Origin of the sequence: Pseudomonas sp. MG-9 (assembly GCF_018729515.1) — a bacterium.
In the GTDB taxonomy this organism is placed as follows: Bacteria; Pseudomonadota; Gammaproteobacteria; order Pseudomonadales; family Pseudomonadaceae; genus Aquipseudomonas; species Aquipseudomonas serboccidentalis.
This window is the reverse complement of sequence record NZ_JAHHZH010000009.1, coordinates 268,609-288,516: the sequence shown is the minus strand read 5'-3', so window position 1 is coordinate 288,516 and position 19,908 is coordinate 268,609. Positions and strand designations below refer to the sequence as shown.

Annotated in this window: 23 protein-coding genes; 7 read left to right on the top strand and 16 right to left on the bottom strand. The window is 60.6% G+C overall.

Going from position 1 to position 19,908, the window contains the following annotated elements:
* Positions 1 to 34: 34 nt before the first annotated feature.
* The 11 genes from KKQ10_RS23355 to KKQ10_RS23305 all read right to left on the bottom strand — a co-directional run bounded on the left by KKQ10_RS23355 (position 35) and on the right by KKQ10_RS23305 (position 9,795).
* A complete protein-coding gene (locus tag KKQ10_RS23355; protein WP_215502382.1) occupies positions 35 to 526 on the bottom strand; it encodes a DUF2878 domain-containing protein in 492 nt (163 codons plus the stop codon).
* A complete protein-coding gene (locus tag KKQ10_RS23350; protein ID WP_127652392.1) occupies positions 519 to 1,784 on the bottom strand; it encodes an SAM-dependent methyltransferase in 1,266 nt (421 codons plus the stop codon). Before KKQ10_RS23350 ends, KKQ10_RS23355 begins: the two co-directional genes overlap by 8 nt.
* The gene (locus KKQ10_RS23345; RefSeq protein ID WP_215502381.1) at positions 1,771 to 2,586 is read right to left on the bottom strand and encodes a DUF1365 domain-containing protein; all 816 of its coding nucleotides are present in this window, start codon (positions 2,584 to 2,586) and stop codon (positions 1,771 to 1,773) included. Before KKQ10_RS23345 ends, KKQ10_RS23350 begins: the two co-directional genes overlap by 14 nt.
* Positions 2,583 to 3,830: an NAD(P)/FAD-dependent oxidoreductase gene (locus KKQ10_RS23340; RefSeq protein ID WP_127652390.1), complete on the bottom strand. Its 1,248-nt coding sequence runs from the start codon at positions 3,828 to 3,830 to the stop codon at positions 2,583 to 2,585. Before KKQ10_RS23340 ends, KKQ10_RS23345 begins: the two co-directional genes overlap by 4 nt.
* Complete coding sequence (locus KKQ10_RS23335) at positions 3,827 to 4,609, bottom strand: SDR family NAD(P)-dependent oxidoreductase (RefSeq protein ID WP_215502380.1); 783 nt, start codon at positions 4,607 to 4,609, stop codon at positions 3,827 to 3,829. The genes KKQ10_RS23340 and KKQ10_RS23335 overlap by 4 nt, the downstream gene beginning before the upstream one ends.
* Positions 4,606 to 5,028 carry a nuclear transport factor 2 family protein gene (locus tag KKQ10_RS23330; RefSeq protein WP_003228136.1) on the bottom strand — a complete coding sequence of 141 codons (423 nt, stop codon included), beginning with the start codon at positions 5,026 to 5,028 and terminating at the stop codon, positions 4,606 to 4,608. The genes KKQ10_RS23335 and KKQ10_RS23330 overlap by 4 nt, the downstream gene beginning before the upstream one ends.
* Positions 5,021 to 6,466, bottom strand: coding sequence for a deoxyribodipyrimidine photo-lyase (gene phrB, locus KKQ10_RS23325; protein ID WP_215502379.1), 1,446 nt, complete (start codon positions 6,464 to 6,466; stop codon positions 5,021 to 5,023). The genes KKQ10_RS23330 and phrB overlap by 8 nt, the downstream gene beginning before the upstream one ends.
* A gap of 11 nt (positions 6,467 to 6,477) precedes the next feature.
* A complete protein-coding gene (locus KKQ10_RS23320; protein ID WP_215502378.1) occupies positions 6,478 to 7,419 on the bottom strand; it encodes a MerR family transcriptional regulator in 942 nt (313 codons plus the stop codon).
* The gene (locus KKQ10_RS23315) at positions 7,419 to 8,381 is read right to left on the bottom strand and encodes a YbgA family protein (protein WP_215502377.1); all 963 of its coding nucleotides are present in this window, start codon (positions 8,379 to 8,381) and stop codon (positions 7,419 to 7,421) included. Before KKQ10_RS23315 ends, KKQ10_RS23320 begins: the two co-directional genes overlap by 1 nt.
* A 215-nt stretch (positions 8,382 to 8,596) precedes the next feature.
* On the bottom strand, positions 8,597 to 8,812 hold the full coding sequence (locus tag KKQ10_RS23310) for a TIGR02450 family Trp-rich protein (RefSeq protein WP_215502376.1): 216 nt from the start codon (positions 8,810 to 8,812) through the stop codon (positions 8,597 to 8,599).
* Positions 8,809 to 9,795 carry an NAD(P)/FAD-dependent oxidoreductase gene (locus KKQ10_RS23305; RefSeq protein ID WP_215502375.1) on the bottom strand — a complete coding sequence of 329 codons (987 nt, stop codon included), beginning with the start codon at positions 9,793 to 9,795 and terminating at the stop codon, positions 8,809 to 8,811. Before KKQ10_RS23305 ends, KKQ10_RS23310 begins: the two co-directional genes overlap by 4 nt.
* A 197-nt stretch (positions 9,796 to 9,992) precedes the next feature.
* On the opposite strand from KKQ10_RS23305, the gene KKQ10_RS23300 reads away from it, so the two are divergent.
* Both KKQ10_RS23300 and hemH read left to right on the top strand, forming a co-directional pair.
* Positions 9,993 to 10,895, top strand: a complete 903-nt coding sequence (locus KKQ10_RS23300) for a TIGR01777 family oxidoreductase (protein WP_127652383.1) — start codon at positions 9,993 to 9,995, stop codon at positions 10,893 to 10,895.
* A gap of 13 nt (positions 10,896 to 10,908) precedes the next feature.
* Positions 10,909 to 11,934 (top strand): ferrochelatase, encoded by a 1,026-nt coding sequence (gene hemH, locus KKQ10_RS23295; protein WP_215502374.1) that lies wholly within the window; start codon positions 10,909 to 10,911, stop codon positions 11,932 to 11,934.
* A gap of 103 nt (positions 11,935 to 12,037) precedes the next feature.
* Here the strand turns inward: hemH and KKQ10_RS23290 are convergent, their stop codons facing one another.
* Positions 12,038 to 13,312 carry a uracil-xanthine permease family protein gene (locus KKQ10_RS23290; RefSeq protein ID WP_215502373.1) on the bottom strand — a complete coding sequence of 425 codons (1,275 nt, stop codon included), beginning with the start codon at positions 13,310 to 13,312 and terminating at the stop codon, positions 12,038 to 12,040.
* Positions 13,313 to 13,314: 2 nt separating this feature from the next.
* Complete coding sequence (upp, locus tag KKQ10_RS23285; RefSeq protein WP_064589149.1) at positions 13,315 to 13,953, bottom strand: uracil phosphoribosyltransferase; 639 nt, start codon at positions 13,951 to 13,953, stop codon at positions 13,315 to 13,317.
* Between the two features lie 175 nt (positions 13,954 to 14,128).
* Here upp and KKQ10_RS23280 point away from each other — a divergent pair, with 175 nt between their 5' ends.
* The 3 genes from KKQ10_RS23280 to KKQ10_RS23270 all read left to right on the top strand — a co-directional run bounded on the left by KKQ10_RS23280 (position 14,129) and on the right by KKQ10_RS23270 (position 15,656).
* Positions 14,129 to 14,686 (top strand): hypoxanthine-guanine phosphoribosyltransferase, encoded by a 558-nt coding sequence (locus tag KKQ10_RS23280; RefSeq protein WP_127652380.1) that lies wholly within the window; start codon positions 14,129 to 14,131, stop codon positions 14,684 to 14,686.
* Positions 14,687 to 14,819: 133 nt separating this feature from the next.
* A complete protein-coding gene (locus KKQ10_RS23275) occupies positions 14,820 to 15,305 on the top strand; it encodes a hypothetical protein (RefSeq protein ID WP_215502372.1) in 486 nt (161 codons plus the stop codon).
* 63 nt (positions 15,306 to 15,368) lie between these two features.
* The gene (locus tag KKQ10_RS23270) at positions 15,369 to 15,656 is read left to right on the top strand and encodes a PA4642 family protein (protein WP_215502371.1); all 288 of its coding nucleotides are present in this window, start codon (positions 15,369 to 15,371) and stop codon (positions 15,654 to 15,656) included.
* Between the two features lie 148 nt (positions 15,657 to 15,804).
* On the opposite strand, the gene mqo is transcribed toward KKQ10_RS23270, so the two are convergent.
* Both mqo and KKQ10_RS23260 read right to left on the bottom strand, forming a co-directional pair.
* Entirely contained in the window at positions 15,805 to 17,313 is a 1,509-nt protein-coding gene (gene mqo / locus KKQ10_RS23265) for a malate dehydrogenase (quinone) (RefSeq protein ID WP_215502370.1), read from the bottom strand.
* Positions 17,314 to 18,020: 707 nt separating this feature from the next.
* The gene (locus KKQ10_RS23260) at positions 18,021 to 18,254 is read right to left on the bottom strand and encodes a hypothetical protein (RefSeq protein ID WP_215502369.1); all 234 of its coding nucleotides are present in this window, start codon (positions 18,252 to 18,254) and stop codon (positions 18,021 to 18,023) included.
* Positions 18,255 to 18,459: 205 nt separating this feature from the next.
* On the opposite strand from KKQ10_RS23260, the gene KKQ10_RS23255 reads away from it, so the two are divergent.
* On the top strand, positions 18,460 to 19,044 hold the full coding sequence (locus KKQ10_RS23255) for a YajG family lipoprotein (RefSeq protein ID WP_025109324.1): 585 nt from the start codon (positions 18,460 to 18,462) through the stop codon (positions 19,042 to 19,044).
* Between the two features lie 179 nt (positions 19,045 to 19,223).
* Here KKQ10_RS23255 and KKQ10_RS23250 read toward each other — a convergent pair whose 3' ends face one another.
* The gene (locus KKQ10_RS23250; RefSeq protein WP_215502368.1) at positions 19,224 to 19,430 is read right to left on the bottom strand and encodes a hypothetical protein; all 207 of its coding nucleotides are present in this window, start codon (positions 19,428 to 19,430) and stop codon (positions 19,224 to 19,226) included.
* Between the two features lie 194 nt (positions 19,431 to 19,624).
* Here KKQ10_RS23250 and KKQ10_RS23245 point away from each other — a divergent pair, with 194 nt between their 5' ends.
* Positions 19,625 to 19,903 carry a hypothetical protein gene (locus KKQ10_RS23245; protein ID WP_007967709.1) on the top strand — a complete coding sequence of 93 codons (279 nt, stop codon included), beginning with the start codon at positions 19,625 to 19,627 and terminating at the stop codon, positions 19,901 to 19,903.
* The last annotated feature ends 5 nt before the right edge of the window (positions 19,904 to 19,908 follow it).

Here is a 19,908-nt window from a genome sequence, read left to right as displayed (position 1 = left end):
TGGCCGTTGGCTGTGTGAAAGGCCTGACAGACGCTCAGTGGCTCAGACGCCGCGCCATGGCATGCAATAACGGAAACAGCAGCGCCCACAGCAGACCGATGCCGATCAGCGTCGGCCATTCGCCGTAAGGAAATTGCACCCCGGCCAGGCGTCCGCCCCCGTAGTAAGACAACGCACCGCCCACCGCACCGAGTGCGCTGGCCAGCCACCATGGCCGGGCGCTCCATTGCAGGCAGTGGCGCAGGGTGGTGGCGAGCAAGGCCCAGAGCAGCATCAGCCACAGCGGAATCAGGGGTGACAGGTCTTGAAATGCGAACACGCCGGCAGCGCGCAATAGGCTGTCCACCGCCGTGCCGACAATCACTACGCTGAGGATCAAACGACCTTCCACCGCCCAACTGCTGATCCAGCCCAGATGGATCACCAGCACCGCCAGCGCCAACAACAACCACAGACTGTTGCCGCCGATGACACAGGCCAGCCAGCCGACCTGAAACAGCACGGCATTGGCCAGTCGCTCAAGCATCGAAGCGCCCGAGCAGCGGCGCGGGCATCGCTGCCGGTTTGGCCAGGAGCAATTGTGCGGTGCCGATGGTGCGTTCCAGGAACCCGCCTTCGCAGTAGCACAGGTAAAACTCCCACAGCCGCAGGAAGTAATCGTCGTAACCCAACTCGCTCAACCGGCCATGGGCGCGCCGGAAGTTCTCGTGCCACAGGCGCAGGGTACGGGCGTAATGCAGGCCGAAATCTTCCATGTGCAGCAGGTTCATGTCGGTGTCACGGCTGACGATCTCCAGCATTTTCTGCACGCAGGGCAGGGCGCCGCCGGGGAAGATGTAACGCTGGATGAAATCGACGCCGCGCCGTGCCTGTTCATAACGCTGCTCGCGGATGGTGATCGCCTGCAACAGCATCAGGCCGTTGCTCTTGAGCAGGTGCGCGCACTGCTTGAAGTAAGTCGGCAGGAAGCGATGACCGACCGCTTCGATCATCTCGATCGATACCAGTTTGTCGTACTCACCGGTGAGGTCGCGGTAGTCCTTGAGCAGCAGCGTCACCCGCTCCTGCAACCCCAGCGCCTCGATGCGCCGGGCGGTAAACGCGTACTGCTCTTTCGACAGCGTCGTGGTGGTGACATGGCAACCGTAATGCTGTGCGGCGTAAAGCGCCATGCTGCCCCAGCCGGTACCGATTTCCAGCAGGTGATCACTGGGTTTGAGCGCGAGTTTCTGGCAGATCCGTTCCAGTTTGTTCAGTTGTGCCTGTTCCAGGCTGTCCTCGGGGGTGAGGAATTGCGCTGCCGAATACATCATGGTCGGGTCGAGAAACTGTTCGAACAGGTCGTTGCCCAGATCATAGTGCGCGGCAATGTTTTTCTGCGAACCCTTGCGCGTATTGCGGTTGAGCCAATGCAAACCTTGCACCAGCGGCCGGCTGAGGCGGGCCAGACCGCCCTCCATCGCATCCAGTACTTCAAGATTGCTGACGAACACCCGCACCACGGCGGTCAGGTCCGGTGAGCTCCAGTAGCCATGAATGAACGCCTCGCCCGCGCCGATCGAGCCGTTGCTGGCGACCATGCCCCAGGCGGCCGGGTCCTGTATGTGGATTTCGCCCAGCAACGCACTGCCCGGAGTACCGAACAGCATTTGTTCGCCGTCCTCGATCAGCAGCAATTGGCCGTGCTTGAGTTGGCCCAATTGGCGCAGCACGCCGCGCCGCAGCAGCGAGCCGGTCAAACCGTTGGTGTTAAAGCGATTGACTGACAGGCTAGAGGATTTCATGGCGCTGCTCCTTGGGCGGCACAGTGGCAGTTTGAAAGCTGCCCTCGGCAGCCTGATGAGCAAAAATCGGTGCGCGCTTGAGCAACAGGCGCAGGGCTTGCCAATAAATCGCCAGAGCGGTTTTCGCGGTCATCCACGGAAAACGCCACAAGTAGCGGTGCAGGCTGCGGCGGTCGAGGGGCTCGCGCTGCAGGTTCAGCGTGGCGTCGAACAGTTTTTGCTCGCCCTGCCAGTCGGCCATGTGCACGCCGAGGTTCTGCGCGGCCGGACTGAAACTCATGCGGTACTCAAGATCGCGCGGCAGGAACGGCGAGACGTGAAAAGCCTTGGCCACCGCGAAGTGCTGGTGAAAGTCCTGCAGATTGACCGGTGCGCGGGCCGGCAGCACGTAGTGATAACGCTCACGCCACGGCGTGTTGGTCACTTCACAGAGGATCGCCGCCAGTTGCCCGTCGGCCTCGTGGCAATAAAAGAAGCTCACCGGATTGAAGGCCAGGCCCCAACTGCGCGGTTGGGTCAGCAGGCAGACTGAACCTTGCGGCTGATGGCCGAGGGCGGCGCCGACCTGTTGGCGCACCGCATCGATCAGGCGCATGCCGCTGCCAGTGAAGGTTTTCAGGTAGTCGGTTTCGCGAAACGAAAACGGCGCAAAGCGGCTGCGACTGGCGAGCGCCGACAGCTCGAACACGGCGTCCTGCTCGGCCAGGTCGAGGTACAGCAGACCGATCCGGTAACGGAATTCATGGCGTCTGGGCGCAAAGCGCCGATGGCCGATCCAGCCACTGTACAGCGCGCTGTTCATAAGCTTTCCCCGAACGCGGCCGCCACGCGTAACGCGCTGACCACGCCGTCCTCATGAAAACCGTTGGCCCAGTAGGCGCCGCAGAAGTGGGTGTGTTGCTGGCCGTCCAGTTCGGCCCAACGGTTCTGTGCCGCTAGCGCCGCGAGGCTGAATTGCGGGTGGGCGTAGGTGTATTTGGCGAGCACCTTGAACGGGCTGATGCCGGCGCTCTGGTTGAGGCTGACACAGAACGTGGTGTCGCTCGCAATCCCCTGCAGGATGTTCATGTCGTAGGTGACGGCCGCATGCGTATGGCCGGCGCCGCTCAAGCGATAGTTCCAACTGGCCCAGGCCAGTTTGCGCGAGGGCAGCAGGCGGGTGTCGGTGTGCAGCACCACTTCGTTGTCGGCGTAGGGCAGGGCACCGAGAATCGTCCGTTCTGCCTGGCTGGGGATGGCCAGCAATTGCAGGGCTTGATCGCTGTGGCAGGCGAGCACCACTTTGTCGAAACGCTCGATGCCGGCCGGGCTGTGGATAACCACGCCGTGCTCGTCGCGATCGATGCGGGTCACCGGGCAACTGAGGCGGATTTTATCGTTGAACGCAGCAGTCAACGGCGCAACATAAGCGCTGGAGCCGCCCTCGATCACTTGCCATTGCGGACGATCACTGACCGACAACAGGCCATGGTTCTTGAAGAACCGCACGAAGAACTGCAGCGGGAAATTGAGCATCTCGGCCATCGGCATCGACCAGATCGCCGACCCCATCGGCACGATGTAATGCAGAATGAAGCGTTCGCCATAACCGCCGGCCTTGAGGTAATCGTCGAGCGTGGTGTCGGCGCCGATCCGTTGTTCGGCGAGGTCGCGCTGGGCCTCTTTATTGAAACGCAGGATGTCGCGCAACATGCCCCAGAACCCCGGCGACAGCAGGTTGCGACGCTGGGCGAACAGGCTGTTGAGGTTGTTGCCGTTGTATTCCAGGCCCGTGTCCGGGTCGGTCACCGAAAAGCTCATTTCGGTCGGTTTGAACGACACGCCGAGCTGGCCGAGCAAACGGATGAAGTTCGGATAAGTCCAGTCGTTGAACACGATGAAGCCGGTGTCCACGCTATAGGGGCGGCCATCGACGGTCACCTGCACGGTGTGCGTGTGGCCGCCGACCCAGTCGCTGGCCTCGAACACCGTGACGTCGTGTCGGCGATTGAGCAGGTAGGCGCAGGTCAGGCCCGCGATTCCGCTGCCGACAATGGCGATTTTCACGTTGGATCCCGCAGCGGCGGACTGCTGCGCACCATGCGCTTGCCAATCGCCAGTTGCAGGCGGTCGGGCAGTATCGACAGTGGCCACAACGCCGCCATGAACAGCGCCGGAAAAGCGATTTCCAGAGGGCGATCCTTGAGCTTGGCGAAGATGTGCCGTGCGGCTTTATCCGCAGGCCAGCTCAGCGGCATCGGGAAGTCGTTTCTGGCGGTCAGTGGGGTTTCGACGAAGCCTGGACTGATGATCGTGACATCCATGCCCTCGATGGCGAGATCGATACGCAGCGATTCAAACAGGTAGCGCAGCCCGGCCTTCGACGCGCCATAGGCTTCGGCCCGAGGCAGCGGCAGGTAGGTCACGGAGCTGGCCATCCCGACCAGATGCGGCGTGGTGCCGTTGCGCAGCAGCGGCAGGGCGGCTTCGATGCAGTAACTGCTGGCGAGCAGGTTGGTGCGCACCACGTGTTCGATGATCGACGCGTCGAACTGTCGGGCGTCAACGTATTCGCAGGTGCCGGCATTGAGGATCACGCTGTCGAGCGAGCCCCAGGCCCGTTCGATCTGCTGACCGATTTCGCGCACGGTCTGACTGTTGGTCAAATCGCCCGCCACCACCAGCACTTGCCCCGGATAGCGTTGCGACAGCACTTTGAGCGGTGCCACTTGCCGCGAACTGACGGCCAGATGCGCGCCGCTTTTCAGAATCTCTTCGGCCAGTGCTGCACCGATGCCACTGCTGGCACCGGTCAGCCAATAACGCCGTGGAGGTGTACGACTCATCCCATTCTCCTTTTCAGCCAAGCGATCACGCGGCCCAATACGGGTAAATGTTCATACAGCATGGCCCCGGCATCGAAGTAGTCCCGGTGGCGATAAACCTTATCGCGCCACAGCAGGTGCGAACACCCGGCGACGCGAATCAATCGGCCACCCGCCAGGCGCGGGTGACGGTAACTCATGACCCAGCGCAGGTAACCTTCACAGTCGCCGATCTGGTCGAAGCCGTGGAAGTCGAAGCGCAGCTCGCTGACGTTGGCGTACAGCTCGCTGAAGTAATGGCGCAGTTGCGCCAGCCCTTGCACTTCATGCAGTGGGTCGGTGAAGTGAATGTCATCGCTGTAAAGCTCGCCCAGACGCTGCAGGTTGTCTTTGTCCAACTCGGCAAACTGGCGGGCGAAGCGGCGCAGGAATTCACTCATGGACCTCTCCCATGGACGAGCGCGACGGCAGATTCTTGAAGGCCGCCAGCGCGCGTTCGCGCGAAGCCCCGAGATTGACGATCGGCGCCGGATAATCCGCAACGCCGAACAGTCCGCCGACGCTGGCCGGGTTGTGTACTTCCTTTTTGTTCAGGCCGGCCAGCTCAGGCAACCAGTGCTTGATGAACAGGCCTTCGCTGTCGAATTTTTCCGATTGGCTCAGCGGGTTGAAAATGCGGAAATACGGTGCCGAATCGGTGCCGGTCGAAGCGCTCCACTGCCAGCCGCCGTTGTTCGCCGCCAGATCGCCGTCGATCAGGTGACGCATGAAAAAACGCTCGCCTTCTCGCCAGTCGATCAGCAGGTTTTTGGTCAGGAACATCGCCACCACCATCCGTAGGCGATTGTGCATCCAGCCGGTCTCCAGCAGTTGGCGCATGGCCGCATCGATGATCGGCAAACCGGTGCGTGCCTCTTGCCACGCGGCCAGTTCGTCCGGCGCGTTGCGCCAGGCCACAGCCTCGGTTTCCGGGCGAAACGCGCGATGGCGCGAGACCCGTGGATAGCCGACCAGAATGTGCTTGTAGAACTCGCGCCACAGCAGCTCGTTGATCCAGGTCACCGCGCCGACCTTGCCGCTGTCGAACTCGCCCTGATTGCTTTGCAGCGCGGCGTGCAGGCATTGGCGCGGCGAGATCACCCCGGCGGCCAGATAGGCCGAGAGTTGACTGGTGCCGGGCTTGGCCGGGAAGTCGCGTTCGCTCTGGTAGTAGTCGATCTGCGCGTCGGCGAAGGTGTCGAGTCGGCGCCGGGCTTGCTGTTCGCCAGCAGGCCACAGGGCGCGTAATGATTCGCTCGGCGCTGCAAAACCTTCGACGGATGCAGGCACCGGATCGCTGTCGATGTTCAGCTTCGCCTGTTTGCCGGGTGCTTTGATCAGCCCGGGCACCGAGCGGTGCAGGCGTTCGTAGCAGACCTTGCGGAACTGGCTGAACACCTGAAAGTAGGTCTCTGTCTTGGTCAGTACCGTGCCGGGCTTGAACAGCAGTTGGTCAAGGTAACTGTGAAAGGCGATGCCTGTGGTTTTCAGGGCCTGGGCAACCGCCGCATCGCGATGGCTTTCGTGGACGCCGTATTCTTCGTTGACGTGCACCGCTTCGACGTTCAGTTGCCGGCAAAGCTCGGCTAGCACCGCCGGGGCCTGATCCCAATGGTCAGCGGTGCGGATCAGCAACGGGATGTTCAGCTCGCCGAGGGCGCTGCTCAGTTCACGCAGATTGCGCAGCCAGAAATCGACCTTGCACGCGGCATCGTCATGCTCCAGCCACTGCCGTGGGCTCAACAGATACACGGCAACCGTCGGCCCGCGCGCTGCGGCGGCCGCGAGGGCGGTGTTGTCATGTTGGCGCAGGTCGCTGCGCAGCCAGATCAATTGCATCGCGGTTTCCATTAAATCAGCCCACGCTGAACGAGTACCTGATGTGCCGAGAGCGGATCTTCGGCCAGGATCAAATCAGCGATCTCACTTGTTCTTACGGACAACTCGGTCTGGTGGATGCATACCGTTGGTCCGACCAGCATTGTCGGAGCACTGACGCCATGCAGCAGTTTTGGCAGCTGCGCCAGGTTCATCGCCTTGCTGGAATACAGCAGTACGCCACGCGCTTGCAGATGGTCGACCGCCAGTGCCAGTTCTCCGGCCGGTAGCGGCCAGTCGAATACTTGTACCGGGCAGTCGGCACTGCTGATCAGCCACGCGCATAGCCACAGGTGTGGTTCCAGTGGCAGGTCCGAGTGATTGATCAACAGCAGGGGCGCAGCGTGTAACTGTCGATTGTTATGGTAGATGCGTGCGCCGAATTTGCTGCGTAACCACGAATAAAAGAATACCCGCTCCATCTGTGCACCGAACTGGCCCTGCCAGCGCTGCTCGAGTTCGGCCAGCAGCGGCAGCAGCAATTGCTCGCACAAGGTGCGTGGCGGATACAGGGCCATGGCCTGGTTGATGCTGTCGTCGAGGTTGCGCTCGTTGAGCTGGGTGACGGCGTTGAGCAGGGTCTGACGCAGGCGCTGCCAGTCGTTTTCCACCGTTTCGGTAAAGGCTTGCGGGGTGTCGAGCAGCGGTTTGACCTGACTGACCGCCACGCCCCGGTTGAGCCAGGTGAGGATGGTCAGGATCCGTTGCACATGTTCGCTGGAGTACAGGCGATGGCCCTTGGGTGTGCGTTGCGGCACGATCAGCCCGTAACGGCGCTCCCAGGCGCGCAGGGTGATGGCGTTGACGCCTGTCTGGCGCGCGACTTCACGGATCGGCAGCCAGCCCTCGTCGAGGGCTTTCTTGAAGTCGGCGCCGAGGTCTTCCCGGGCGCTGGTGTCGAGGGTCTCGTTCATCAAATGGCGTTTCGCAGGCTGAGGTTTTCCGGATGCGGCTGCAGGTACACCTGTTGCGCAATGTACGGATCCGGGTGTTGCCGAAAATGATGCTTGAGCAACGTCAACGGCACCACCAGCGGCACGATGCCGTGTCGGTACTGGCCGATGACATGCAGCACTTCCTGTTTGTCTTCGCTGCTGATTGCTTGCTTCAGATAACCGCTTATATGTTGCAGCACATTGCTGTGGGTGCGGCGGGTGGCGCATTTCTTCAACGCCACCATCAGCTCGCTGAAGTAGCGCGGGCCGAGTTCGACCGGATCGGTCTGGCCCATGTTGCCCAGCAGTTTGCCCAGCGCCTTGTACTGCTCCGGGTTGTGGGCCATCAGCAGGTATTTGTAACGCGAGTGGAATTCGGTCAGTGCGCGGCGGCTCAAGCCTTGTGCGAGCACCTGTTGCCAGGCGCTGTAGGCGAGTACGCGGGTGATGAAATTTTCCCGCAGCACCGGGTCGTTGAGGCGTCCGGCTTCTTCCACCGGCAGGTCCGGGTGTCGGGCACAGAACGCCTGGGCATAGATGCCCCGACCGCCGCCGTTCACCGGGGCGCCGTTGGCGTGATAGACCTTGACCCGTTCCAGACCGCACGACGGCGATTGCTGCATGAAGATGTAGCCGCAGATGTCATTGAGCTCGCCGGCCATTTTCTGCCCATAGGCGGCCAGCGGTTCCGTGACATTGACTTGCGGGTTGACGGTGCCGACGGCTTTGGGAGTGTCCGGATCCCCGACCAGCCGGATCGGCTCGCGAGGGATGCCCAGGCCAATGGCGACTTCGGGGCATACCGGGACGAATTCGAAATACTCGGCAAGGGTGCGGCTGCACAGCCGCGATTCCTTGTGCCCACCGTTGTAGCGCACTTCGGCGCCCATCAGGCAGGCGCTGATGGCGATTTTGGGCCGGGAGACAGAAAGGTCGGACATGCACACCTCGAATCTATTCCTGTACAGGAGATTATTTCTGTACAACTTTTAACAGCATAGATTCATGCGTGTACAAGTCAAATGATTTGTATAAGTTTTTGCGGTGTCCACTAACCTTCTGTAGGAGTGAGGCTGCTCGCGATAGCGGTGTGACATTCAGCCTTTGCGCCGACTGGCACTCAGTTATCGCGAGCAGGCTCACTCCTGCAGGGTTGCTATTGCCAGCCCAGTAGCCAGTGATCGTTATTCTTCAGCGTCTGCCAATCGATGCGTTCGGCGCGTTTGGTCAACACCGCCTGCAACTCGATCTCCAGCACCGTACCGTCCTCGTCGCGGAACAGTTCGGTTACCAGAAAATGTTTTTCGCGGTTTTGCGGGTGGGCTGCTGTCCACTTCGACAGCAGCAGTTTTTGCGGGTTGAGGCGGTTCACTGCAGGTGTTCGTGCAAGCGGCGCGCGGCTTCCTGGCCGCTGAGCCAGGCCCCTTCGACGCGCCCGGACAGGCACCAGTCGCCGCAGGCGTACAGGCCCAGATCGGCATCGGCCAGCGTGCCCCATTCGTGGCCGCTCGCCGGGCGTGCGTAGAGCCAGCGGTGGGCGAGGCTGAAGGTCGGGGCGGGCATGGCGCTGTGCAGCAGTTCGGCGAACGCGCCGTGCAGTTGTTCGATCACCGCTTCCTTGGGCAGGTCGATGTGTTGCCGGCTCCAGGCGCTGCTGGCGTGCAGCACCCAGGTATCGCATGTAGTGTCGCGCCCCGGTTTGCTGCGGTTGCGCGCCAGCCAGTCGAGCGGGCTGTCCTGCACGAAGCAACCTTCGATCGGTGTATCCAGTGGCGTGTCGAAGGCGAGGGCGACGGCCCAGGTCGGGTCCATCTTCACCCCGGCGGCCGCACCGGCGAGTTTCGGTGCGGCGGCCAGCAAGGCAGTGGCCTGCGGTGCCGGGGTGGCGATCACGACATGGCTGAAGGGGCCGTGGGTGAAACCTTCGGCGTCTTGCAGGTGCCAGTGTTCTTCACCGCGAAAGACTTCGGTGATGCGGCAGGCGAAGTGCACTTCCAGACCGTTGAGCAAACCCCGGGTGATCGCGCTCATGCGCGGCGTGCCGACCCAGCGGGTCTGCTCGTCCGGCGACAGATTCAACTGGCCGCCCTGAAAGGTGTAGAGCTGCGGTTGCCATTCGGCGACCCAGCCCAGACTTTGCCAACGTTGCACCTCGGTGACGAAGCGCCGGTCGCGGGCGGTGAAATATTGCGCGCCCATGTCCAGCGAACCGGCGTCGCTGCGTTTGCTCGACATGCGTCCGCCGCTGCCGCGGCTTTTGTCGAAGAGCTGGACGGTATGTCCGGTCTCTGTCAGCGCCTGGGCGGCGGAGAGTCCGGCGATGCCGGTGCCGATGATTGCGATAGGTACAGTCATAGGGGCCTCGTTTACCTTTCTGTACAGACTACGCCGTGAATGAAACCTGTACAATTTTGTTTTTTGGTATAACTTCTAGCGTTCTCGTTCTGACAGCTTGGCCTATGGTTAAACAATAGAGCCTGCCCGATAGAAAAGATCCCTGCTTATAAAAATAGACTAGTGATCCGGGTAAAACGCCACGCGAGGAAGATGTCATGCACATATTGCTGACCGGCGGTACTGGTTTGATAGGACGTCAGCTCTGCCGGCACTGGTCGGGGCAGGGTCATCAACTGACGGTGTGGAGTCGGCGTCCGGAAAAAGTCGCGCAAATCTGTGGTGCTCAGGTGCGCGGTATTGCGCGTCTAGAGGACCTCGGTGATGAGTCGCTGGACGCGATCATCAACCTGGCCGGAGCGCCGATTGCTGATCGGCCATGGACCCATCGGCGCAAGGCGTTGTTGTGGAGCAGCCGCATCACCCTGACCGAAACCTTGCTGGCCTGGCTGGAAACACGCGAACAGAAACCGGCGTTGCTGATTTCCGGTTCGGCCATCGGCTGGTACGGCGATGGTGGTGAGCGTGAGCTGACGGAAGATTCACCGCCGGTGATCGACGATTTCGCCAGCCAGTTGTGCATTGCCTGGGAGGAAACCGCCCAGCGTGCCGAAGCGTTGGGCATCCGCGTGGTGCTGGTGCGTACCGGGCTGGTGCTGTCGGCCGAAGGCGGCTTTTTGTCGCGGTTGTTGCTGCCGTTCAAACTCGGCCTGGGCGGGCCTCTGGGCAATGGCCGGCAGTGGATGCCATGGATTCATATCGAAGATCAAATCGCCCTGATTGATTTTCTTCTGCACCGCAATCAGGCGAGCGGTCCTTATAATGCCTGCGCGCCGAAACCGGTGCGCAATCGCGAGTTTGCCAAGACGCTGGGCAGCGTATTGCACCGTCCGGCGTTCATGCCGATGCCGGCGCTGGCGCTGAAAGTCGGGCTTGGCGAAATGTCATTGCTGTTGCTGGGCGGCCAACGGGCCATGCCGGCACGCTTGCTGGAAGCGGGTTTCACTTTCCAGTTCACGGATTTGCGCGCGGCCCTGGATGATCTCTCCGGCCGCCTTTGAAATAGGACGATGCATGACCGATCACGCCTTGCTTCTGGTCAACCTGGGTTCCCCGGCCTCCACCTCGGTGGCCGATGTTCGCAGCTACCTCAATCAATTTCTGATGGACCCGTACGTGATCGACCTGCCATGGCCGGTGCGGCGTCTGTTGGTGTCGCTGATCCTGATCAAGCGTCCCGAGCAATCGGCCCATGCCTACGCCTCGATCTGGTGGGAGGAGGGCTCGCCGCTGGTGGTGCTCAGTCGTCGTCTGCAACAGCAGATGGTCTCGCAGTGGAGCCACGGCCCGGTGGAACTGGCCATGCGTTATGGCGAGCCGTCGATTGAGACGAAGTTGCTGCACTTGGTCGCTACGGGGCACAAGCGCATCACCCTGGCACCGCTTTATCCACAGTTCGCCGACAGCACCACCACCACGGTGATCGAAGAAGCCAAACGGGTGATCCGCGAGAAGAAACTCGATGTACAGCTCTCGGTGCTGCAACCGTTTTACGATCAGCCGGAATACCTCGACGCCTTGGTCGCCAGTGCCAAACCGCATTTGCAGCAGGACTACGATCACTTGCTGCTGAGCTTCCACGGCTTGCCGGAGCGGCACCTGACCAAGCTCGATCCGACCGGTTATCACTGCTTCAAAAACGAGGATTGCTGCAAGAATGCTTCGCCGGCAGTCCTCGCGACCTGTTACCGCGCCCAGTGCTTGCGCACGGCGGCGGAGTTCGCCAAGCGCGCGGGCATCGCCGATGGCAAATGGTCGGTGTCGTTTCAGTCGCGGCTGGGGCGGGCCAAGTGGATCGAACCCTACACCGAGGCGCGGCTCGATGAGCTGGCGAAAAGCGGGGTGAAAAAGATTCTGGTGATGTGTCCGGCGTTTGTCGCCGATTGCATCGAGACTCTGGAAGAGATCGGTGATCGCGGCAAGGAGCAGTTCCGCGAAGCGGGGGGCGAGGAGTTGGTACTGGTGCCGTGCCTGAATGACGACCCGCAATGGGCGAAGGCGTTGGCGACCCTGTGCGAGCGAGCGCCACTGGCCCTCTAAAAGCAAATCGCGAGCAGGCTCACTCCTACAGGTATTGCGTTGACCTTGTAGGAGTGAGCCTGCTCGCGATAGCTATCTGTCAGGCAATAAAAATCTTCAGGCCTTAAATCAGCGGCTCATCCGCCTTCTTGTTCTTCCAGCCATCATTGCCCGGCAGAATCAGGTTCAACGCAATCGCCACCACCGCGCACAGCGCGATGCCTTTGAGGCCGAAGTCGTCCGGACCGGTGCCGGTGCCGACCAGCACACCGCCGATACCGAATACCAGGGTCACCGACACGATCACCAGATTGCGCGCTTCGCCCAGATCGATCTTGTGACGGATCAGGGTGTTCATCCCCACTGCGGCGATCGAACCGAACAACAGGCACAGAATCCCGCCCATCACCGGCACCGGAATACTTTGCAGCAGCGCACCGAACTTGCCGATGAACGCCAGGGTGATGGCGAAGATCGCCGCCCAGGTCATGATTTTCGGGTTGTAGTTCTTGGTCAGCATCACCGCGCCGGTCACTTCGGCGTAGGTGGTGTTCGGCGGGCCGCCAAACAGGCCGGCGGCCGTGGTGGCGATGCCGTCACCCAGCAGAGTGCGATGCAGACCAGGCTTCTTCAGATAGTCACGACCGGTCACGCTACCCACGGCAATCACGCCGCCGATGTGCTCGATCGCCGGCGCAAGGGCCACGGGGACGATGAACAGGATCGCCTGCCAGTTGAACTCGGGGGCGGTGAAGTGCGGCAGCGCAAACCATGGCGCTGCGACAATCTTCGCGGTATCGACCACGCCGAAATAGAACGACATGGCAAAACCGACCAGCACACCGGAAATGATCGGTACCAGACGGAAGATGCCTTTGCCGAACACCGCCACGATCAACGTGGTCAGCAGCGCCGGCATCGAGATCAACATTGCGGTCTGGTAGTGGATCAGCTCGGAACCGTCGCCAGCCTTGCCCATCGCCATGTTCGCGGCAATCGGCGCCATGGCCAGACCGATCGAAATGATCACCGGACCAATCACCACTGGCGGCAGCAGACGGTCAATGAAACCGGTGCCTTTGATCTTCACGGCAAGGCCCAGGAAGGTGTAGACGAAACCGGCCGCCATCACGCCGCCCATGGTCGCGGCGAGGCCGAACTGGCCCTTGGCGAGAATGATCGGGGTGATGAACGCAAAGCTCGACGCCAGGAACACCGGCACCTGACGCCCGGTGACGATCTGGAACAGGATCGTCCCCAGACCTGCAGTAAACAGTGCCACGTTCGGGTCCAGGCCCGTGATCAGCGGCATCAGCACCAGGGCGCCGAAAGCCACGAACAGCATCTGGGCACCGGACAGCACCGTGCGCCAGAGCGGATCGTTGAACTCTTGCTGCATGCTCACGCGTCCTTCTGCTTGGTACCGAAGATCTTGTCACCGGCATCGCCAAGCCCTGGGATGATGTAACCGTGTTCGTTCAGACGTTCATCAATGGAGGCGGTATAGATGGTCACGTCCGGGTGAGCCTTTTCTACGGCAGCAATGCCTTCCGGTGCGGCGACCAGCACCATGGCGCGGATGTCCTTGCAACCGGCCTTTTTCAGCAGGTCGATGGTCGCAACCATGGAACTGCCGGTGGCGAGCATCGGGTCGATGATCATCGCCAGGCGTTCGTTGATTTCCGGAACCAGTTTTTCCAGATAGGTGTGCGCTTGCAGGGTTTCTTCGTTGCGGGCGACACCCACAGCGGAAACCTTGGCGCCCGGGATCAGGCTCAGCACGCCTTCCAGCATGCCGATACCGGCGCGCAGGATCGGCACGACGGTGATCTTCTTGCCGGCGATTTTCTCCACCGACACGGTGCCGCACCAACCTGGAATATCGTAGGTTTCCAGGGGCAGGTCTTTTGTAGCTTCATAGGTCAACAGGGCGCCGACTTCCTGAGCAAGCTCACGGAAGTTCTTGGTGCTGATGTCAGCGCGGCGCATCAGGCCGAGTTTATGGCGGATCAGCGGATGGCGGATCTCGAGGATGGGCATGGAAAAACTCCGGCGGCGGGCAAAAAAACCGGCCTAGATTAATCTATCCGAGGGTGATGTCCTATAGGACATACAGTACGTTAGTCCATAAGAGCTTGATTCGGTCCTGCGAGATGCGTACCTTTGCCCGCTTTTCGCAACCATGTCCCCCCACATTCCCCCCCTGGAGAGCGCCATGTCCGCTGATCTCGAGCATATCCGTCAAATCATGCGAGAGGCTGACTGCCTGTACACCGAAGCTGAAGTCGAGGCCGCCATCGCCCGCGTCGGTGCACAAATCAACGAACAACTGGCCGAGACCAATCCGGTGGTGTTCTGCGTGATGAACGGCGGGCTGATTTTCTCCGGCAAGCTGCTGACTCATCTGCAGTTCCCGCTGGAAGCGTCCTACCTGCACGCCACCCGTTATCGCAACGAAACCAGCGGTGGCGACCTGTTCTGGAAGGCCAAACCAGAAGTCTCGTTCATCGACCGCGACGTGCTGATCATCGACGACATCCTCGACGAAGGTCACACCCTGGGCGCGATCATCGACTTCTGCAAACACGCCGGCGCGCGCAAAGTGCACACCGCCGTGCTGATCGACAAGGATCACGACCGCAAGGCGCGTCCTGACCTGAAAGCAGACTTCGTCGGCCTGCCATGCATTGACCGCTACATCTTCGGTTACGGCATGGACTACAAAGGCTACTGGCGCAACGCCAACGGGATCTTTGCCGTTAAAGGTATGTAAGCAAGATCAAAAGATCGCAGCCTTCGGCAGCTCCTACAGGGGATTGATGTAAACCTGTAAGAGCTGCGGAACGCTGCGATCTTTTGCTTTTAATCCCATGCTAGAGTGCTCGGCCCCGCCTCCGGAGCCTGTCATGAGCCTTCTGATCCGCAGCCTTGCCGCCCTGTTGCTGACCCTCAGCCTGCCTCTGGCCGCCGCCCCGGCGCCGATGCACAGTCAATTTCTGCCGCCGGACGACCTGACCCTGCGCGATGCCGAACCCGAACAGCAACAATTGCTGCAGGTCACTGACTATTCCGTGGTGATCGGCGCGCAACGCCAGTCCAGCCAGCAGCCGATTCCGGTCACTTCACCGCTGATGATTCGCCTCAAGGGCAAGTCGCTGAACAAGGGCGCGACCATCACCCAGGTATTGCTCAACTTCGATGGCGAAAGCAAAAGCCTGAAAAAGCCGCTCTACGACGCCAAGAGCAAAACCCTGACGCTGTATTACCCGCTGGCGCAGTACCGGGTGGTGATCGATCTGCTGCGCAACGACACCGTGTATGTGCAGTTCCTCAGTTACGCCAACGGCCATATCTGGGCGGATTTGCACACCGGGGCCGTTCGATCGCGTTGAGCCCGGCGCCCGGGCAGGGGTAAACTGCCCGCCCCGTGTAATGTCTGCGAGCTGGAGTCGGCAATGCGTAAAGATAAGAAACAGGTGATTGGTGACGAGATCGGCGATGAGCAGATCAAGCTGTTCCTCGATTTCGAGCCGATCGACGCCACTTCGCCGTCGCTGCACAAACTGGTCAAGGCTTACCGTGGCCTGCGCATTGATGACTTCGAGCGCTTCCTGGGCTTCTTCGTTGAAGCTGGCTATGACGTCGATGGCAAGGACGAGCAGGGCCAGACGTTTGTTGACCAGATCAAGGATCAGCGAAATGCGGCCGAGTACATTGAGCTGATAGAAAAAGCTCGCGGCTAAGATCAAAAGATCGCAGCCTTCGGCAGCTCCTACAGGTTGAACACAAACCTTGTGTAGGAGCTGCCGAAGGCTGCGATCTTTTGCTTTTCAAGGCCATAAAAAAACGCCCCGCACTCACTGAGTACGGGGCGTTTTTCATGCCGCGAGATCAAGCGAAGCTTGGGGTCTCGCTGCTCTCTTCAACCAGTTCCAGAGCGATGTTGTTCTGCGTGTTGATCTTGCGATACAGCGCAGCATCGGTTTCCAGGACTTTCTCGCGGGCCGGGAAGATCTCTGCCAGTTTGGCCGCCCACTCACCCTTGGCCTTGGCCGGGAAGCATTTCTCGATCAGTTCCAGCATGATCGAAACGGTCACCGAAGCACCCGGCGAAGCGCCGAGCAGGGCGGCGAGGGAGCCGTCTTTCGCCGCGACCAGTTCGGTACCGAATTGCAGGACGCCGCCCTTTTTCGGGTCTTTCTTGATGATCTGTACCCGCTGGCCGGCCACTTCCAGGCGCCAGTCTTCGGCTTTCGCCTCCGGGTAGAAGCGGCGCAGGGAATCCAGGCGCTGCTCCATCGATTGCATCACTTCGCTGACCAGATACTTGGTCAGGTCCATGTTGTTCTTTGCCACCGCCAGCATCGGCCCGATGTTACCGGCGCGAACCGACAGCGGCAGGTCCATGAAGGAGCCGTGCTTGAGGAACTTGGTGGTGAAACCGGCGTATGGCCCGAACAGCAGGGATTTCTTGCCGTCGACCACGCGGGTGTCCAGGTGCGGCACGGACATTGGCGGCGAACCCACGGCAGCCTGGCTGTAGACCTTGGCCTGGTGCTGTTTGACCACTTCCGGGTTGTCGCAACGCAGCCACTGGCCGCTGATCGGGAAGCCGCCGAAGCCTTTGCTTTCTTCGATGCCCGAAGCCTGCAGGAGCGGCAGGGCCGCGCCACCGGCGCCGAGGAAGACGAACTTGGCGTCGACTTCACGGCTGTTGCCGCTGTTGACGTCCTTGATACTGACGGTCCAGCCGCTGCCGTTACGCTTGAGGCCGGTCACGCGCTTGCAGTATTTGACCTGGGTGTCGGGAGCGCTGGTCAGGTGCTTGAGCAACTGATTGGTCAGGGCGCCGAAGTTGACGTCGGTGCCGTTCATCACGCGGGTGGCGGCCAACACTTCATCCGGCGAGCGGCCCGGCATCATCAGCGGCATCCACTCGGCCATCTTGGCCTTGTCTTCGGTGTATTCCATGTCGGCGAAGGCGTGGTGCTTGCTCAGTACGTTGAAGCGTGACTTGAGGAAGGATACGCCGCTGTCGCCCTGGACGAAGCTCAGGTGGGGCACCGGGCTGATGAAGGATTTGCACGAGCCGAAGGTGCCTTTTTTGGTCAGGTACGACCAGAACTGCTTGGACACTTCGAACTGGGTGTTGATGTGCACGGCTTTCTTGATGTCGACGCTGCCGTCGGCCGCCTGCGGCGTGTAGTTCAGCTCGCACAGGCCGGCGTGGCCGGTACCGGCGTTGTTCCACGGGTTGGAACTCTCCGCCGCACCGGAATCCATCAGCTCGACGACTTCCAGCTTGATCGCCGGGTCGAGCTCTTTGAGCAGTACTGCCAGGGTGGCACTCATGATGCCGGCCCCAACCAGAACTACGTCGACTGCTTCGTTATGCGCCATTTAACGCGTCTCCAAAATCTGCAGCACCAAATTGTCGGCATGGCTGCCAGGGAGTGACGGGGCAGGTCAGTTGCGCCCCAGATACCCATGGCCAGGTTCGCCATGTCCGAATCTTCGCAATTTTTCGCAACTTCGACGGATGCATGCGGCCTGGCTTCAAGAGTCACATGAACTCATTTCAGCACGCGGCTGGCAATTCGACTTATGGTCGAGACATCCGTTTTGTGCAACCAAATCCGTAGCGGACAGGCTTCAGGCTCCGATGTTCGAGGTATCCCCGGTCCTGTGTCGTTGGGCTGTTTCAGACGCTAATGGTGCATGTTCAGACGCAAAACTATTCATTTGCTCGCCACACTCTTGTGAAGTTGTGAAAACCCGTTTTTTTCACGCTCTTTTGAAGACGTGAACCTCAAAAAAGGGCTGTCCCAGCCTGGCACCGTGCCCGCAAGGGCAAAACAACGCGGTGGCCGAGCGTATGACAGCTCTGCAGATTCGCGAAAAGCGGGGTTTTGCCGGAAGAACAGGCAAGCGCGCCAACTTCACTCGATCTGTGTGGGCGGCTCTCTGTGGGCGATTTTGAGTGCCAATGCCGGGGCATTGACGATGTTGCGGGGCCCGATCAGGAGACGTCCTTATAATCGGGGGGAGATTGTATCGAAGAAATGCGGGCAGTTGGTCGAGTTTAATGACTTTTATTAAGCATCCGGTCAGATGCTCAACATCGCCTGGGCACGTGCGCGAGGCTGTGGCTCGATGACCCGGGCGCTGGCCGGCAGCGGCTGGTGCAGCCAGTTGAGGCGGATTTCTTCGATTTCCACCCAACCGTCGCCCATTGGCTTGAGGCTGCACTGTTTGAAGGCCTGGCAGTGACCGTTGCGATCGAGCAGGGCAAAGCTGCGGTGCAGCGGGCGTGGGGCAAACAACGAGATCAGATAGCGCATGGCCGAGTACCTTGTGGGAGGACTGGTTTGAAGCTTGCCAAGCGGCCGTGACGCCGAGGTGTATGGGCGGTGAACAATCTGTGACAGGAACCGCTTTGCCAAGGGTTTGTCAGACATTTCAGTATTCACTGTCGAGTGCTGGTTACCCACAGTGGCCCACCGCTATACTGCCGGCCTGTTTGTGCCTGATTCTGGAGAAAAGAGCATGTTGCAACGCCTGTTGTTCGGTTTGATCACTGTGACCAGTTTGACCCTGGTTGGCTGCGCCCACAGCCCGCAACAACTGAGCCCGGAACCGAAGCTGACCACGCAGCTGGCGCCGGTCGGCCATGGCCAGCAAGTGGTGGTGCGCGTGGTTGACGGTCGTCCGTCGCCAACCCTCGGCACCCGTGGTGGCCTGTACCCGGAAACCAGCGCCATCACCGTACAGCGCGAGCAGATCCTGCCGAAGTTGCAGGCTCAGGCCGAAGCTGCCGTGCGTCTGCTCGGCTTCACCCCGACCAGCAACGCGATGAACGCGCCGCAGTTGACCGTGACCCTGACCGAGCTGAAGTACCAGTCGCCGAAAGAAGGCATGTACGTGACCGAGGCCACCATCGGCGCGACCTTCCGTTCCGACGTGCAGAGCGGCAACCGTCGCTACAGCGGCCGCTACGGCGCTTCGCTGGACCAGCGTTTCGGCATGGCGCCGAACCAGGAAACCAACACCAAACTGGTCAGCGACGTGTTGAGCGACGCCTTGACCCGTTTGTTCAAGGACCCGACCGTGGGTCAGATCCTCGCCGAGTAAGCTTTTCGGCGGCTGTAAAAAAGCCCGGGGCCAGCGATGGCCTCGGGCTTTTTCATGGCCACTGATTCCCCGCTAATCCCCTGTAGGAGCTGCCGAAGGCTGCGATCTTTTGATCTTGTTTTTAACAATCAAAGTCAAAAGATCGCAGCCTTCGGCAGCTCCTACTGTGGCAGTGTTGTTCAGGCTGCCTGTGAATAGAAGTCGAGAACACTCACGCCCGTCAGCAGATCAGTCTCCGGCAAATCCGCGTGCTGATGCCCGCCAAGGGCGCAATACACCAGCCAGTGGCGGTCCTGGACATTGAAGGCGAGGCTGCCGACGAGGCTCTGTTGTTCGTCGGTCGGGATGATGAGGTACAGACGATCCTGATTTTCTGCGTGAAGCATGTCGCGTTCCATGTGTGTTTCGAGGCGCGCATGGTGGCCGATCCAAATGACGAAGCCGTGACACAGGACAGCCATCGGTCGATTGTCATGTTATTTGTCGCAAAGGCTAGGGCAGTGCAGGAGCGTTTCGGTAGAATCCGCGCCGCAGCCGTCGATCGGGCGTCTGCCACACCGATTCAGTTTCGAGGTCTGTGATGTCGTTGCATTTGATGACGCTGTTTACCGCCCATCCCGCCAAATTGATCAACCTGCTGGCGCTGGCACTGGCCTTCCCGGGCAGTTGGCTGCTGCACGCGACCCGCCGTCGTGAACAACGTGCCATGGCCAGCATCGCCGCTCAGCGCCAGGCCCAACCGAACGCCGAACCGATTCTGGATTGGGCGACGTTGCGCATGAACCGGTTTTTCTACCGTTTTGGTTTTGCCTGCCTTGGCCTGGCCCTGATCGTCTCCTGGATCAGCACCCGCTTCTAAAAGCA

Excerpts from the sequence above, each read along its gene's own strand:
- KKQ10_RS23355 (WP_215502382.1), bottom strand. The coding sequence starts at position 526 with ATGCTTGAGCGACTGGCCAATGCCGTGCTGTTTCAGGTCGGCTGGCTG.
- KKQ10_RS23350 (WP_127652392.1), bottom strand. The coding sequence starts at position 1,784 with ATGAAATCCTCTAGCCTGTCAGTCAATCGCTTTAACACCAACGGTTTG.
- KKQ10_RS23345 (WP_215502381.1), bottom strand. The coding sequence starts at position 2,586 with ATGAACAGCGCGCTGTACAGTGGCTGGATCGGCCATCGGCGCTTTGCG.
- KKQ10_RS23335 (WP_215502380.1), bottom strand. The coding sequence starts at position 4,609 with ATGAGTCGTACACCTCCACGGCGTTATTGGCTGACCGGTGCCAGCAGT.
- KKQ10_RS23330 (WP_003228136.1), bottom strand. The coding sequence starts at position 5,028 with ATGAGTGAATTCCTGCGCCGCTTCGCCCGCCAGTTTGCCGAGTTGGAC.
- phrB (WP_215502379.1), bottom strand. The coding sequence starts at position 6,466 with ATGCAATTGATCTGGCTGCGCAGCGACCTGCGCCAACATGACAACACC.
- KKQ10_RS23320 (WP_215502378.1), bottom strand. The coding sequence starts at position 7,419 with ATGAACGAGACCCTCGACACCAGCGCCCGGGAAGACCTCGGCGCCGAC.
- KKQ10_RS23315 (WP_215502377.1), bottom strand. The coding sequence starts at position 8,381 with ATGTCCGACCTTTCTGTCTCCCGGCCCAAAATCGCCATCAGCGCCTGC.
- KKQ10_RS23305 (WP_215502375.1), bottom strand. The coding sequence starts at position 9,795 with ATGACTGTACCTATCGCAATCATCGGCACCGGCATCGCCGGACTCTCC.
- KKQ10_RS23300 (WP_127652383.1), top strand. The coding sequence starts at position 9,993 with ATGCACATATTGCTGACCGGCGGTACTGGTTTGATAGGACGTCAGCTC.
- hemH (WP_215502374.1), top strand. The coding sequence starts at position 10,909 with ATGACCGATCACGCCTTGCTTCTGGTCAACCTGGGTTCCCCGGCCTCC.
- KKQ10_RS23290 (WP_215502373.1), bottom strand. The coding sequence starts at position 13,312 with ATGCAGCAAGAGTTCAACGATCCGCTCTGGCGCACGGTGCTGTCCGGT.
- upp (WP_064589149.1), bottom strand. The coding sequence starts at position 13,953 with ATGCCCATCCTCGAGATCCGCCATCCGCTGATCCGCCATAAACTCGGC.
- KKQ10_RS23280 (WP_127652380.1), top strand. The coding sequence starts at position 14,129 with ATGTCCGCTGATCTCGAGCATATCCGTCAAATCATGCGAGAGGCTGAC.
- KKQ10_RS23275 (WP_215502372.1), top strand. The coding sequence starts at position 14,820 with ATGAGCCTTCTGATCCGCAGCCTTGCCGCCCTGTTGCTGACCCTCAGC.
- KKQ10_RS23270 (WP_215502371.1), top strand. The coding sequence starts at position 15,369 with ATGCGTAAAGATAAGAAACAGGTGATTGGTGACGAGATCGGCGATGAG.
- mqo (WP_215502370.1), bottom strand. The coding sequence starts at position 17,313 with ATGGCGCATAACGAAGCAGTCGACGTAGTTCTGGTTGGGGCCGGCATC.
- KKQ10_RS23260 (WP_215502369.1), bottom strand. The coding sequence starts at position 18,254 with ATGCGCTATCTGATCTCGTTGTTTGCCCCACGCCCGCTGCACCGCAGC.
- KKQ10_RS23255 (WP_025109324.1), top strand. The coding sequence starts at position 18,460 with ATGTTGCAACGCCTGTTGTTCGGTTTGATCACTGTGACCAGTTTGACC.
- KKQ10_RS23250 (WP_215502368.1), bottom strand. The coding sequence starts at position 19,430 with ATGCTTCACGCAGAAAATCAGGATCGTCTGTACCTCATCATCCCGACC.
- KKQ10_RS23245 (WP_007967709.1), top strand. The coding sequence starts at position 19,625 with ATGTCGTTGCATTTGATGACGCTGTTTACCGCCCATCCCGCCAAATTG.